Source organism: Streptomyces sp. NBC_01429 (assembly GCF_036231945.1).
GTDB lineage: Bacteria > Actinomycetota > Actinomycetes > Streptomycetales > Streptomycetaceae > Streptomyces.
Map to the genome: position 1 here is coordinate 2,472,823 of NZ_CP109599.1, position 11,999 is coordinate 2,484,821.

An 11,999-nucleotide genomic window follows, 5' to 3' on the forward strand; every position below is an offset into this window, starting at 1 on the left:
GGGTGACGCTCCCGTCACGCGACTACCCTCACCAGGGAGGACGGCCGTACCTGACGGCCGTGTACGGGTCGGGACGGTTTTTGTACGGGTCGCATTCCGTGACGGTCCCGGCAGGTCGGGCGTTGCAGCACAAAAGGCAAGGCAATGCCTGCATCGGCACACACATTGGGGTGTGAGGCGTATGGGAACCAGCCGCGCGAAGAAGCAACGCGTCCAGGACGACGACAAGCCGGGGATCTGGGTCGGCTACGGCAAGTTGGTGAAGCTCCACCGGGAACGGGCCGGACTGACTCAGGAGCAACTGGCCGAGGCGGTGGGCTACTCGGTGGAACAGGTCGCCTCCATCGAGCAGGGCCGGAGGCCGGCGAAGTCGGCGTTCACGGATGCGGCGGAGGTGAGGCTGGACGCGGGCGGGACGCTGGCGGTGTTGCAGGACGATGTGGACTTGGCGAAGCTTCCGGCGTTCTTCTACAACTTCGCGGTGATCGAGACGGATGCGGTGAGCAGGTACGACTTCGAGCCGCTGCTGATCCCCGGACTTCTCCAGACAGAGGAGTACGCACGGGCGCTCTTCTCACGGCACTGCCCGGTACTGCCCGAGGAGATCATCGAGCAGCACGTGGAAGCAAGGCTCAGCCGACAGAAGCTTCTGACGCGCACACCGGCGGTGGAACTGTGCTTCATCATCGCGGAGTCGGCGCTGACGGCGGCGGTTGGCGACGAGGGAGTGATGAAGAGGCAGCTTCAACACCTGCTGACCCAGGGGGCACTGCTCAACGTAGAGATCCAGATCATGCCGACAGCTCGCGGCTTCCACCTGGGGCTGAACGGTCCTATGGTCGTCATGGAGACTGCGGAGCACAGGCACGTCGGCTACATCGAATCCCATGGGGCCGGGCTGGTGATCACCAATCCGGCAAGGGTCAGTACCTTCGGGCTGCGCTATGGGAAGCTGCGCACGCAGGCTCTGAACAGCGATGAGTCCGCACGTCTTATCCAGCGCATGGCAGGAGAAGCATGAGTACGGAGCAGGTGGAGCAGCCCGCCGCCGCCCAACTGACGTGGTTCAAGAGCAGCTACACCGGCTCGGACGGCGGCAACTGCGTAGAAGTGGCAGTCGCCCCCACCACCATCCACATCCGCGACTCCAAGAGAGCCCAGGGCCCCGCCCTCCAGGTCCCGGCTCCCGCCTGGACGGACTTCGTCTCCTTCGCCGGACGGCCGTAACACGGGTGGTCCCAGTGGCGAATTCGCCACTGGGATTGAAGAAGCCGACGGTCTCCGGGTCGAAGTGGAAGCTCCACCTCGGGTGCGCATGCGTTCGCAATCGGCTCGCCGCTCTGGGAGCGGGATCCCAGACCCCCAGTTTCCGGGGAACGCCACCGCATGAGTGCTGAGAAATACTGGGATCGCTACGCAGCGGGCGCCGTATCAGAGGTCGGAACGGTAAGCGAGTCGACCGACAAAGGTTTTGGCTGGACTCAGTACGATCACCACGGCCCTGCCGAGGAACTCCTGTGCCAGCCCGGGAGATCGCTGGAACTGGGCTGCGGCGGCGGAAGCGAGGTTGCCTACCTCGCTCGCAAAGGCGTCGAAGCCACGGGCGTCGACCTCTCGCCCGTCCAGGTGAGACATGCCGAGGAACGCTGGGCCGATGTGGCAGGGGCCCGATTCCTCCTCCGGGAAGCCGTGGACCATCTTCGGCACACTGAAGAGAGCTACGACGCGATCTACTCGATCTGGGGCGCGGTCTGGTTCACCGACCCGCGCCGCCTGATCCCGGCCATCCGCGAACACCTTGCCCCCGGCGGCGTGCTCGTGTTCTCGCAAGCGCCGGCCGTGGAGGGCTGTTACGGCGCGCAGGGCATGTACGGAAACGGCTTCACCGGCAAGGTGTTGCCCATCCAACGCTGAGCCTACTCGGAGGAGATGTGGCAGGGGGTCCTCATCAACTACGGCTTCCTGGAAGTCGATGCCCGCGTCCTTGAGGCTCCCGATCCGGAGAATCTGGGCACCCTGATCGTCCAGGCCCGCGCACCCTACTGACTGGACATCACTCCCCGTTGCTTGTCCTGAGAGTTCGCCACGGCAGCCCGGTAGGAGCTGCCCTCCCGACAACATGGCTGTCCAATAAAGGAGATGAGCGACAGAACTCCCCCTGTTATGGTGCGCTGATGTCAGCGATCAGGCAGTTCCAAGTCACCTTCGACTGCGCGGAACCCGCGCGCCTCGCCGATTTCTGGTGCGCGGTGCTGGGGTACGTCGTACCGCCGGTCCCGGAGGGGTTTGCCACTTGGGAGGACTACCATCACTCGCTGCCGCCCGAGGATCAGGTCATCTACTTCGCGTGCAGTGACCCCTCGGGTGCGGGCCCGCGCGTGCTCTTCCAGCGCGTTCCCGAAGACAAGGTCGTCAAGAATCGGGTGCATCTCGACGTGCGGGTCGGCACCGGACTCGTGGGTGAGGAGCGCCTCGCCACACTGGAGGCCGAATGCGCACGACTGGTCGCGCTCGGCGCGGTACACCTGCAAACGCAGCTGGCCGACGACGAGAACGAGTCGTGCATCCTGATGCAGGACATCGAGGGCAACGAGTTCTGTCTCGACTGAGCATCCTCCGCGATGCGAAGCGAAGATGGCCTTCTGTGCGTGTGATCAACAGCTGTACTGGAAGGTGGTGCTGGGCCCACCCCCGTGCTGGTGCTGGACCGCTGGCGGGCCGAGCGGGCCGTTCATAGCGTCGTGCCCATGATGAATGCGACGAGCGACGAACGAACAGGTGCCACCCGGCGGACAGCATTGCGTGGGCTGGGACTCGCGGTGGGGGGCATGGCACTGGCGCGTTCACGCCCGGCAACAGCTTTCGCGTGCACGATTTTCCCGGGGCGTCACACGTCGGCCCTCTGGATCCCGTCCGGGTCGCGGAAATCCTGGACACGCTCGCAGGGCAGGGGAGATAGGGCACTCGAAGAAATCGCACTGGCGTGGGAATCGCCCTGGCGTGGGGGCCCGGCCGGAGACTCTCCGGCCGGGCCCCCACCGCTTTCAGCGTGACGCCGTGGCGTCAGGGGCGGCGGTGCCTGCCGTAGTAGCCGCCGACCTGGTCGTGGTATCCGGCGTCGCCGACGTGCTTGTCCTTGTCGAACTCGGGCGAGTCCTTGATCTGGTCCTTGGTGAGGTCGACGAAGATCTTGCGCTCGTCCTGGTCGACGGTGCGTACGGTGCCGGCCGGCAGGAGGACGTGCTTGCCGAAGATCCAGACACCGGTGTCGACCACGAGGTACGAGGAGTCGACGTCGTCCGAGTGCTTGTCGACCTTGCCGATACTGCCGTCGGTGGCCTCGACCTTGTAGCCGATCAGGTCGGTGCCCGCAGTGTGGCCGGAGGTCGGCTGGTAGCCCCAGATGTTGTCACTCATAAAACGGCTCCTTCATCGAATTTCCCACTCCACGACCAAAATCGCGGAGCAGGACCGGCGTCTCCGAAAATTCGGTGACGCGCTCTCGAAACACCGGCTGCCCCTCATTCAGGACCCCACACATTTGCCTGGAGAAATAATGGATTCCCGCTGGATGCTCGCTGGATTCCCTGGGAGAACTGGGCACACCGGGTCAACATCCCGCTCCGAACCCGCAGATCTTATGCATCTTTTACACACGCAGAGTCACGATAATTTCCCTGTGGCAACTGTTGGGTTTGGGTGCGGGATAAGTGGCGAGACGGGGACTGACACTATTTTCGAGTACGACAGGGTGTGGCGATTGTGGCTGCGGACGAGAAGGCTCAGGCCAAGGGCGAGCAGGCCAAGGGCAAGGTCAAGAAGGTTGTCGGAGGCGCGGTGGGCAACGACTCCATGCAGGCCGAGGGGCATGCCGAGGAGGCGAAGGGTGATCTGCGGCAGGCCAAGGAGAAGGCCAAGGACGCCTTCAAGCCCAAGTAACACGCTCACCTCTCCAGGCAGCACCCATCACGCCGCTGATCCCGGCAGCCGATTTCCCAGGCTGCCGGGATCAGCCATGACCGCGGAGTCGAGCCGGGGGCCCGTTGTCAGAGGCGTGTGTCAGAGTCCGCGCATGCTGGAGATCGTGGTGAAGACCGAGAACGGGGAGCGGTACGTCCGCGTGTCCGCCGAGTAGCTGGCCGGGCTGATCCGGCGCATCGGCGGGGACGGTGACCGGTTCCTGGTGGTCCACCGGATACCCGACCTGCCCGACGTCTTCGCCCAGGTCTGGCACGAGGCGGGCGGGACCGACGCGACCGGCGGGGACTACACGCTGGAGCACCGCGACGGCGCCGCAGGCCGGCACTTCCAGGCGGTGGTCGACGGTTCCGGGGCCGTGATCGCGGCGATGACCGGCTGGGCCCGCCAGGAGACCGGCTGGGACACTGGACCGGCCTGGTCGCCGCTGGACATGGGGGCCGCCCGCGAGGTGCCGCCGCTCGACCAGGCACCGGAGGCCGACCGGTCCCCGTAGGCCAGCCGGGCCCGGAGGCCGACCGGGCCCTTAAGAGTGGGCTCGCGCTCTGTGACTGTAGTAACACGTTCGGGGCAAACGCCATTCGGTCAAATGCTCCCATTACCAGTGCAAGTGCGGACTGATCGGACAGTTTCGTAGAGGCTGGCGGGCATTCCGCATGGAAACCGGAAAAAAAGCCACACCGGTGCCCGGATCTTGGTATTAACACCCCGAATCAGCCCCCTCCCCGTGCCGCACTGCCCCTCATTCCGATCGCGGGTCTGACCATGCGCGTGGTTATCGGTGCGTACCAGGTGCGGCTCACCAGGTGGTGCTGGAGTCCGTGCTGGGGGCGGGCTCACCGATGAGAAGCACGGTCCGGGATCAGCAACGGCAACAGCGCAACGGCACCCACGCGAAGACCTTGTTGAGGGGCGTCGGCCCGGACGGGGCGGGTGCCCCGGGTGTCGAGCACGGCTTTGCCCACCTCAAGAACCGGCGCGTCCTCGGCACAGTGCGCACCGACCCCGCCTGGGTGACCGCGACGACGTGTGCCCAGACGACCGGCAGCGCCGTGCTGGACAGTGCCTGACTTCGTGTCAGAAACGGTTCCGGGCGACCTTGCCATCGGAGGCGTGACGCCCGGAACCGGACCAGGCCGGCAACACGGAAGCCGTGACGCACGGATACCTCTCGCCCCTCTCGCTAAGATCCTTAACAGCAGTCCCTGGCCCGAAAACGCGAGTGGGGCTCCCCGTCCACGAGAACAGGGAGCCCCACCTGCCTGCGCCGGTCAACCGGCCATGGCCGCCATGATCAGCGCGACAGCCGCACCGCACAGCAGCACCGTAAGCGGCCATGCCAGCCAGCCGCGCCCGGTACGCCTGCGCCACAGCACCAGCCACAGCGCACACGCCGCCACGAACATGACCGCCACGCCGCTCAGCTGGCCCTCTCGCCACGCCACCTGAACGGCGCCATCGTCGGTACCCCATACAAGGAGCGCGACGAGGACGCCCACGGTCAGCGCACACACCGCTTCCAGCAGTCTGCTCATACGGTGTCCTTCTTTTCCTGCATGTTCGTCAGGTCACTGCGCGGGCGGAACGGACGCCTCGACCTCGACGGTCTCCGTCTTGCGGCCTTCTGCGTCCGTGCTGGTGGACCGCTGCTCCTCGGCCCGGGGACCGGCCGCGGGCACCTGGGGCGCACCGGACTGCGCGAGCTCGACGCGCGTCTTGACCATGAGGGGCTTGCCGTTCGCGTCCTTGGCCACCTTGCCGTCCGCCCCGATCAGCGGCAGCTCTTCGGGCATCTTGGACTGGTCCACCGTGCCGTCGGGGTTGACCCACTCCGGGGCGGGCGGCGCCGGCGGCACCGCGGCTTTCTCGGTCTGCCCGCTGTTGGCGGGGCGGGGCGACTCATCGGCGGAGGCGTTCGCCGCCAGGGCGCCCAGCAGCAGCACGCCGGCCACCGCTCCCACAGCGAGGGATATGCGGGTCTTCTTCATGCAGTGTCTCCAGTTCCTTGCGGGTTACGGCTCGATGAAGTGCTGTCCGGACCAGATGAGAACGTTGGTCCCGTACCAGGCGCCGCCGTAAGAGACGTTGGACATCCCCCGGGTGGCGTAGTAGCCGCCGCCGCAGGGTGGCGCGATCCCGAAGTCGTGGGTGAGTTCCATCTTGGATGCCTCGGTGGTGTTGGCGTAGCCGCTCCAGGTGCCGTCGGGGTACTGGGTGCCCAGGAGCTGCCGGCACACGCCCCACTGGGAGCCGTCCCAGTAGAAGTACTGCCACGCGGTCTTGAGGTTGCCCGGGGGCCGGTTCCAGATGAGGATGCACGCCTGGGAGAAGGGGATGCCGGAGGAGGCCAGCCCGTAGGACTTGGCGTAGCCTCCTCTGCTGCCGTGGGAGACCTCCGCATAGGTGTACAGGCACTTGGAGGAATCGGTGTTGGACCACACTTCGTCGGATTGGTACACGTAGTGCGCCTGGGCGGTGGTGGCGGTGGTTAACACCAATAGCAGGGATGCACCGAAGGCGATCAGCGCGCCGAGCTGCCGGGATATCCGGCGTCTTGTCCGCGAAGGGGGGGTTCGGATGGGTCTCATAGAGCTCCTTTGGTCTTGTTCGTGCACGGTTGATGCGGGCCCGCATACGTGTCCGACCTTATGACATGTCCCCGTCTGATTTTGCTGTTTTTTTAATTTTTGAGGTGAGAAAGGAGAGGGCGAGCATGCTAGGCAGTTGGCCCGCAGCGTCGGCTTCATGTCTGCGATCACCGCACCGTGATGCGCGTGGAAGGAATGAGAGCGCATGAGATTGAGCCCCTGCCGACTTGAAGTCGCAGTTCAAAGACTGGTGTCCGATTTGTGGGGTGATCTCACGGCCGATCGGCTGCGTCGCCTCTAAGAACTCCTAACGAAATGATCTTCGATGGGTCGGTTCCGGGTGGTGGGGTGTTGTCGGGCAGCATGGGGCGATGAACTCGGATGAGCCGGTGCCTCGGGAGTTGAAGGCCCTCGATACGGCCTCGCTGGTCAAGCTGGAGGAGCGGGCATGCGAGCTCAGCCTCAACCAGCGGTTGGACCCGGCATGGGTGCAGGCGAATGCGGCGCCCGATGGGACCCACTACCTGTGGCCGACTCTGTGGAACAGCCTGCCCCATCGTCCTGGCATCCCACGCCAGCTGCGGTGCGAACTGCTCATCGCGCTTCATGCGGGAGACCGTGTGATGAGCTTGTTGGACGTCATGCCTGATGACTTCGCCCCTCTGCCGAGAGTGACCTCACGAGACGAGGGCGTGGAGGTCAGTCGACTCCTGGACAGCTCCCCGAGCGTCCGGGAATGGCTACTGGGCAGGAGTGTCCCGGGCGAGTCGTGAAAGGCGGCGCCAGCAGATGAGCGCACACCCCAGACTCAGGAAGGCTTCGTGGATGTCGTCACGGATCTCCCAGCGGATGCGCAGGCGGCGGAACCAGTGCAGGTGAGCGAAGGCGCGTTCCACGACCCAGCGCTGAGTGCCGAGTCCGGAGCCGTGCTCGGTGCCCCGGCGGGCGATGAGCGGTTTCACACCGAGGTCCCAGACCAGGCGGCGGTACTTGTCGTGGCCGTAGCCGCGGTCGGCCAGCACCACGTCGGGGCGGCGCCGGGGCCGGCCTCGCTTGCCCCGCACCGGCGGCACCGCCTGGAGGAGCGGGATCAGCTGCGTGACGTCATTGCGGTTGCCACCGGTCAAGGTGACAGCGAGCGGAATGCCGGTGGCATCGGTGATCAGGTGATGCTTGCTGCCCGTCCTGCCCCGGTCGACAGGGCTTCGTCCCGTCTTGGATCCCCCTTTAACGCCCGGATGTGGGAGCCGTCCACGGCCGCCCGGGAGAAGTCCAGAGCGTTCGCGCTGCGGAGCTTGGCCAGGAGGACCTCGTGGAGTCGGGCCCACACGCCGGCCTCGGTCCACTCGGCCAGGCGGCGCCAGCACGTCATGCCCGAGCCGAAGCCGAGTTCCTGCGGCAGGTGTTCCCAGCCGATCCCGGTGTGCAGGACGAACAGGATGCCCTGGAACACCAGCCGGTCCGGATGCCGCTTGCGGCCGGGATGCCGGGTGCGACGCTCCACCTTCGGCAGCAGCGGCTCGACCACAGCCCACAACTCGCCGTCGACTTCCCACGGCTTCGGCCGAGCCACCACACACCCCCGGATCACCAGTCCCGGAGTGATCCAACCACCACGAAGATCATTTCGTTAGGGGTTCTTAGGCTGCCGCGCATGGGGGATCTCGCGTGTACGCGCCTCGTCGCGGCCGTCGCCGCCCTGCTCACCGTCGGCGCCGGGCTCGGGATACGGGCCGCCGGAAGCGGGGACGTGGCCAAGTTCGGCGGGGACGCGCTCTATACCGTGCTGGTGTACACACTCGTCGTACTGGCGCGCCCCCGCCTGCGGCCACTCGCCGCCGCCACGGGGGCGCTCGCGTTCAGCTGGGCCGTCGAGCTGTTTCAGCTGACGGGGGTGCCGGCCGAGTGGGCCGGGCGCAGTGTGGTCGCCCGGCTCGTGCTCGGGTCGACCTTCAATGTGCCGGACCTGCTGTGGTACGCCGTGGGCGCGGGTGCCTGCTGGGCCATCCATACGTCACTGCCGCGGTCCGCCGCGCCTCCGGTGGCCGCTCGGCCGCGCGCAACTGGCGGTCGATCGCCCGGTCCTTGAGGTGCCAGAACAGCGGTGCCCCGGCCAGCAGGACGAACAGGGCGATAAGGGCGAGAACTGTCAGGAAAGTGTTCATGCCTCTACTGTGGCGCTCCCGCGCGACAGAAAGCAGTGGCAGGACTGTCATGAACCATCGAATAGCTGCCACACTGACGGCATGCTGAGGAATGTGGCCGCGGTAGTGCTCGACAGAGTCCATCCCTTCGAACTGGGCGTCGTCTGCGAGGTGTTCGGGCATGACCGCACCGAAGAGGGCGTGCCCCTGATCGACTTCGCCGTTGTCTCCGCCGAGGGGCCGGCGGTCCGCACGCACGCCGGGTTCACCATCGGCGCGACGCCCGGCCTCGATCGGCTGGAAGAAGCCGATCTGATCGCGGTGCCGTCGGGCGACGCCTATGAGGCCCGCGACTTTCCTCCCGAACTTCTGGCCGCGCTGCGCCGGGCCGTGGAGCGTGGCGCGCGGGTGCTCAGCCTCTGTTCAGGGGTGTTCGCGCTCGGGGCCGCCGGACTGCTGGACGGGCGCCGGTGCGCCGGTCACTGGCGGCACGGGGCGGCGCTGACGCGCGCCTTTCCGCTGGCCGTCGTCGAGCCGGACATGCTCTACGTGGACGAGGATCCGGTGATCACCTCGGCGGGCACGGCGGCGGGGATCGACGCCTGCCTCCATCTCGTACGCAAGGAGTACGGAACCGAGGTCGCCAACGCGATCGCGCGCCGGATGGTGATCCCGCCGCACCGCGACGGCGGCCAGGCCCAGTACGTCAAGCATCCGCTGCCCAGGAGCCGTTGCGACACGGTCGGCGAGGTGCTCGGCTGGATGGAACGGCACCTGGACCGCGAGGTGACCGTCGAGGAGCTGGCGGCGCGGGCCCACATGTCGCCGCGCACCTTCGCGCGCCGCTTCCAGCAGGAGACGGGGACCACTCCGTACCGTTGGCTGCTGCGTCAACGGGTGCTGCTCGCACAGGAGTTGCTGGAGGCCACCGACGAGACGGTGGACAGCGTCGCGAGCCGGGCCGGGTTCGGTACGGCGGCGGGGCTGCGCCACCACTTCCTGCGGGTGCTCGGGACGACACCGCACACGTACCGCCGTACCTTCCGGGGGCCCTCGCAGGTGGCGTGAGGCGGGGGCCACGAAGCGGCCGGCTACTTTTCGCGGTCGGAACACGACGGTCGGTGGCACATTAAGACCATTGTGTGACGGGCACAACGGCGGCGCCCCTGGCGTGATCTTCTCTCCGGAGTCCAGCACCAGACGAGAGAGGTCCGCGCCGGTGAAGCTGCCCCACACGCTGCGATCGCGCCGTAAGAAGCCGCGCCACCCGAAGAAGCCCACGGCCGGATCCCCCACCGCGTCAACGGAGTCGGCGGAGTCCCCCACGACCGCCCCCGCCCGCCGACGCGGCCTCCGGCGCCTGCTGCCGTCCTGGAAGCTGGTCACCGGACTCCTCCTCGGCGCCTGCGCCGTCCTGGGCGGCGCCTTCGCCTGGATGTACGCGCACATCGAGATACCCGACGAGCACGACGTGGCCCGCCGCCAGGCCACCGTCTACTACTGGGCCGACGGCAGCCGCATGGTCGGCGTCGGCGATGTGAACCGGCAGGACGTCGAGCTGTCCCAGGTGCCCGACCCCGTCCGGAACGCCGTCATCGCGGCCGAGAACGCCGACTTCTATACGGACTCCGGCGTCTCGTTCCAGGGCATCGGCCGCGCGGCCCTCAACATCGTCAAGGGCGAGGAGACACAGGGCGGTTCGACCATCACCCAGCAGTATGTGAAGAACACCTACCTCAGCCAGGACCAGACGGTGACCCGGAAGGTCAAGGAACTCTTCCTGTCGCTCAAGGTCAGCAATCAGCGCACCAAGGCGGAGATCCTGGAGGGCTATCTCAACACCAGCTGGTTCGGACGCGACGCGTACGGCATCCAGGCGGCGGCCGACGCCTACTACGGTGTCCCCGCCAAGGACCTGAATCCCAGTCAGGGCGCCCTGCTCGCAGCGATGTTGAAGGGCGCGGACACCCTCGATCCGGCGCTCGGCCCCGACCACCGCAAGCGGGCCGAGGAGCGCTGGGAGTGGATTTTGGACCGTGAGGTGGAGACCGGCTCGATGAGCGCGGCGGAGCGGGCCACGTACCAGGACTTCCCCGAGCCGAAGAAGCCGGTCAAGCCGACCAGCCAGGCCGGGCAGATCGGCTATCTCATCGACATCGCCAACAAGTACCTCAAGAGCAAGGGCTCGCTCACCGGGAAGGATCTCGCCGCCGGCGGCTACCGCGTCCACACCACCTTCGAGAAGGACAAGGTGCGCGCGCTGACCCGGGCGGTGGAGAAGGTACGCAAGGAGAGCCTGGACCCGAAGAAGCGCGCGGCCGACCGCCATGTGCAGTTCGGCGCGGCCTCGGTACGGCCCTCGGACGGGGCGATCGTCGCGGTGTACGGCGGCGAGGACGCCATCAAGCACTTCAGCAACAACGCGGACACCGCCGGGGTGCCCGCGGCCTCCGCGTTCAAGCCGTTCGTGTTCGCCGCCGCCCTGGAGGGGCGGGGCGAGCGATTCCGGACGGCCGGTCTCGACGCCCCGCGCGCACCCGTGTCCGGCGCGGAGGCCGTGTCCGGGAGCCCGGACGCGACCCTGTCCTCGCGCCTGTCCAGGAGCCTGATCACCTCGGGCAACGCGGCCTTCGTGCAGGCGGGCAAGGACGTCGGCCTGAAGAAGGTCAGGGACACGGCGGTCGCGGCAGGGCTGCGCCCGGAGAGCATGGCGAAGCTGGAACCGACCTTCGCCCTCGGCACCTCGACCCCCAGCGCCGTCCGGCTGGCCGGCGCGTACACGACGTTCGTCAACGCGGGCACCAGGACCGAGCCCTACTCGGTGACGAAGGTCGAGCGCGACGGCGTCGCGCTCGACGGGTTCGAGCCGCCCGAGGAGCGGCGCGTGATGGACGAGTCGGTGGCCCTGGAGGTCGGCCGGGCCCTTCAGGACGTGGGCTGGAACTCCCTGCGTCCCACCAGGGACCACTGGTTCAGCGGCCGGATCTGGGCGGGCGGGACCGGGGTCAACGACCGTATGAAGTCGGCGTGGTTCATCGGGGCCACTCCGCAGCTGTCCACCTCGGTCGCGATGTTCCGTACGAAGCCGGACGAGCCGCAGCTGCTGCCCATGAACGGGGTGGGCGGCGCCGACTCCGAGCGGGGCGGTGTCTTCCCGCCCCGCATCTGGACCGACTACCAGCGCACGGTGGCGCCGGACTCCTTCGCCGCGGTCCCCAGCGCGCCGGGCGTGATGCCACCGGCGGTGGACCAGGAACCGGCGAGGGTCTCGCGGTAGCCCGGCGGACGG

The 11,999-nt window shown here is 67.3% G+C and carries 14 protein-coding genes and 2 pseudogenes; 11 read left to right on the forward strand and 5 right to left on the reverse strand.

What is annotated here, in order from left to right; translation table 11 throughout:
• Positions 1-181: 181 nt before the first annotated feature.
• The 5 genes and pseudogenes from OG627_RS10290 to OG627_RS10310 all read left to right on the forward strand — a co-directional run.
• Positions 182-1,021, forward strand: coding sequence for a helix-turn-helix domain-containing protein (locus OG627_RS10290; protein WP_329063643.1), 840 nt, complete (start codon positions 182-184; stop codon positions 1,019-1,021).
• Complete coding sequence (locus OG627_RS10295; protein ID WP_329063644.1) at positions 1,018-1,227, forward strand: DUF397 domain-containing protein; 210 nt, start codon at positions 1,018-1,020, stop codon at positions 1,225-1,227. Before OG627_RS10290 ends, OG627_RS10295 begins: the two co-directional genes overlap by 4 nt.
• Positions 1,228-1,386: 159 nt before the next feature.
• Positions 1,387-1,914, forward strand: coding sequence for a class I SAM-dependent methyltransferase (locus OG627_RS10300; RefSeq protein ID WP_329063646.1), 528 nt, complete (start codon positions 1,387-1,389; stop codon positions 1,912-1,914).
• A 260-nt stretch (positions 1,915-2,174) separates the two neighbouring features.
• Positions 2,175-2,609, forward strand: a complete 435-nt coding sequence (locus tag OG627_RS10305) for a VOC family protein (protein WP_329063647.1) — start codon at positions 2,175-2,177, stop codon at positions 2,607-2,609.
• 230 nt (positions 2,610-2,839) lie between these two features.
• Positions 2,840-2,959 (forward strand): annotated as a pseudogene (locus OG627_RS10310) (alpha/beta hydrolase); the annotation flags it as partial.
• Positions 2,960-3,063: 104 nt separating this feature from the next.
• Here OG627_RS10310 and OG627_RS10315 read toward each other — a convergent pair.
• On the reverse strand, positions 3,064-3,417 hold the full coding sequence (locus OG627_RS10315; protein WP_329063649.1) for a PRC-barrel domain-containing protein: 354 nt from the start codon (positions 3,415-3,417) through the stop codon (positions 3,064-3,066).
• Between the two features lie 345 nt (positions 3,418-3,762).
• Here OG627_RS10315 and OG627_RS10320 point away from each other — a divergent pair, with 345 nt between their 5' ends.
• The 3 genes and pseudogenes from OG627_RS10320 to OG627_RS10330 all read left to right on the forward strand — a co-directional run bounded on the left by OG627_RS10320 (position 3,763) and on the right by OG627_RS10330 (position 5,048).
• Complete coding sequence (locus tag OG627_RS10320) at positions 3,763-3,939, forward strand: CsbD family protein (protein ID WP_329063651.1); 177 nt, start codon at positions 3,763-3,765, stop codon at positions 3,937-3,939.
• Positions 3,940-4,072: 133 nt separating this feature from the next.
• Positions 4,073-4,441: pseudogene (locus OG627_RS10325) on the forward strand (DUF6891 domain-containing protein); the annotation flags it as partial.
• A gap of 379 nt (positions 4,442-4,820) precedes the next feature.
• The gene (locus OG627_RS10330; RefSeq protein ID WP_329063653.1) at positions 4,821-5,048 is read left to right on the forward strand and encodes a hypothetical protein; all 228 of its coding nucleotides are present in this window, start codon (positions 4,821-4,823) and stop codon (positions 5,046-5,048) included.
• Between the two features lie 201 nt (positions 5,049-5,249).
• Here the strand turns inward: OG627_RS10330 and OG627_RS10335 are convergent, their stop codons facing one another.
• From OG627_RS10335 to OG627_RS10350, 4 genes are all read right to left on the reverse strand, one after another.
• The gene (locus OG627_RS10335; RefSeq protein WP_329063655.1) at positions 5,250-5,513 is read right to left on the reverse strand and encodes a hypothetical protein; all 264 of its coding nucleotides are present in this window, start codon (positions 5,511-5,513) and stop codon (positions 5,250-5,252) included.
• 33 nt (positions 5,514-5,546) lie between these two features.
• On the reverse strand, positions 5,547-5,966 hold the full coding sequence (locus tag OG627_RS10340) for a hypothetical protein (protein ID WP_329063658.1): 420 nt from the start codon (positions 5,964-5,966) through the stop codon (positions 5,547-5,549).
• A gap of 24 nt (positions 5,967-5,990) precedes the next feature.
• The gene (locus tag OG627_RS10345) at positions 5,991-6,473 is read right to left on the reverse strand and encodes a hypothetical protein (protein ID WP_329063659.1); all 483 of its coding nucleotides are present in this window, start codon (positions 6,471-6,473) and stop codon (positions 5,991-5,993) included.
• Between the two features lie 833 nt (positions 6,474-7,306).
• Positions 7,307-8,139, reverse strand: a protein-coding gene (locus OG627_RS10350; RefSeq protein WP_443073445.1) for an IS5 family transposase whose coding sequence is annotated in 2 segments (ribosomal slippage) — positions 7,307-7,797 and positions 7,797-8,139 — 834 coding nt in all. Because the reading frame shifts where the segments join, the coding sequence is not laid out codon by codon here.
• A gap of 81 nt (positions 8,140-8,220) precedes the next feature.
• On the opposite strand from OG627_RS10350, the gene OG627_RS10355 reads away from it, so the two are divergent.
• The 3 genes from OG627_RS10355 (at position 8,221) to OG627_RS10365 (ending at position 11,987) form a co-directional block, all read left to right on the forward strand.
• Positions 8,221-8,655 carry a ribosomal maturation YjgA family protein gene (locus OG627_RS10355; protein ID WP_329063663.1) on the forward strand — a complete coding sequence of 145 codons (435 nt, stop codon included), beginning with the start codon at positions 8,221-8,223 and terminating at the stop codon, positions 8,653-8,655.
• A 157-nt stretch (positions 8,656-8,812) separates the two neighbouring features.
• Positions 8,813-9,778 (forward strand): helix-turn-helix domain-containing protein, encoded by a 966-nt coding sequence (locus tag OG627_RS10360; protein ID WP_329063665.1) that lies wholly within the window; start codon positions 8,813-8,815, stop codon positions 9,776-9,778.
• Between the two features lie 151 nt (positions 9,779-9,929).
• Positions 9,930-11,987: a transglycosylase domain-containing protein gene (locus tag OG627_RS10365; protein WP_329063667.1), complete on the forward strand. Its 2,058-nt coding sequence runs from the start codon at positions 9,930-9,932 to the stop codon at positions 11,985-11,987.
• Positions 11,988-11,999 lie beyond the last annotated feature (12 nt).

What these genes read in the sequence shown, in the direction of transcription:
- OG627_RS10290 (WP_329063643.1), top strand. Translation starts at nt 182, where the DNA reads ATGGGAACCAGCCGCGCGAAGAAGCAACGCGTCCAGGACGACGACAAG.
- OG627_RS10295 (WP_329063644.1), top strand. Translation starts at nt 1,018, where the DNA reads ATGAGTACGGAGCAGGTGGAGCAGCCCGCCGCCGCCCAACTGACGTGG.
- OG627_RS10300 (WP_329063646.1), top strand. Translation starts at nt 1,387, where the DNA reads ATGAGTGCTGAGAAATACTGGGATCGCTACGCAGCGGGCGCCGTATCA.
- OG627_RS10305 (WP_329063647.1), top strand. Translation starts at nt 2,175, where the DNA reads ATGTCAGCGATCAGGCAGTTCCAAGTCACCTTCGACTGCGCGGAACCC.
- OG627_RS10315 (WP_329063649.1), bottom strand. Translation starts at nt 3,417, where the DNA reads ATGAGTGACAACATCTGGGGCTACCAGCCGACCTCCGGCCACACTGCG.
- OG627_RS10330 (WP_329063653.1), top strand. Translation starts at nt 4,821, where the DNA reads ATGAGAAGCACGGTCCGGGATCAGCAACGGCAACAGCGCAACGGCACC.
- OG627_RS10335 (WP_329063655.1), bottom strand. Translation starts at nt 5,513, where the DNA reads ATGAGCAGACTGCTGGAAGCGGTGTGTGCGCTGACCGTGGGCGTCCTC.
- OG627_RS10340 (WP_329063658.1), bottom strand. Translation starts at nt 5,966, where the DNA reads ATGAAGAAGACCCGCATATCCCTCGCTGTGGGAGCGGTGGCCGGCGTG.
- OG627_RS10355 (WP_329063663.1), top strand. Translation starts at nt 8,221, where the DNA reads ATGGGGGATCTCGCGTGTACGCGCCTCGTCGCGGCCGTCGCCGCCCTG.
- OG627_RS10360 (WP_329063665.1), top strand. Translation starts at nt 8,813, where the DNA reads ATGCTGAGGAATGTGGCCGCGGTAGTGCTCGACAGAGTCCATCCCTTC.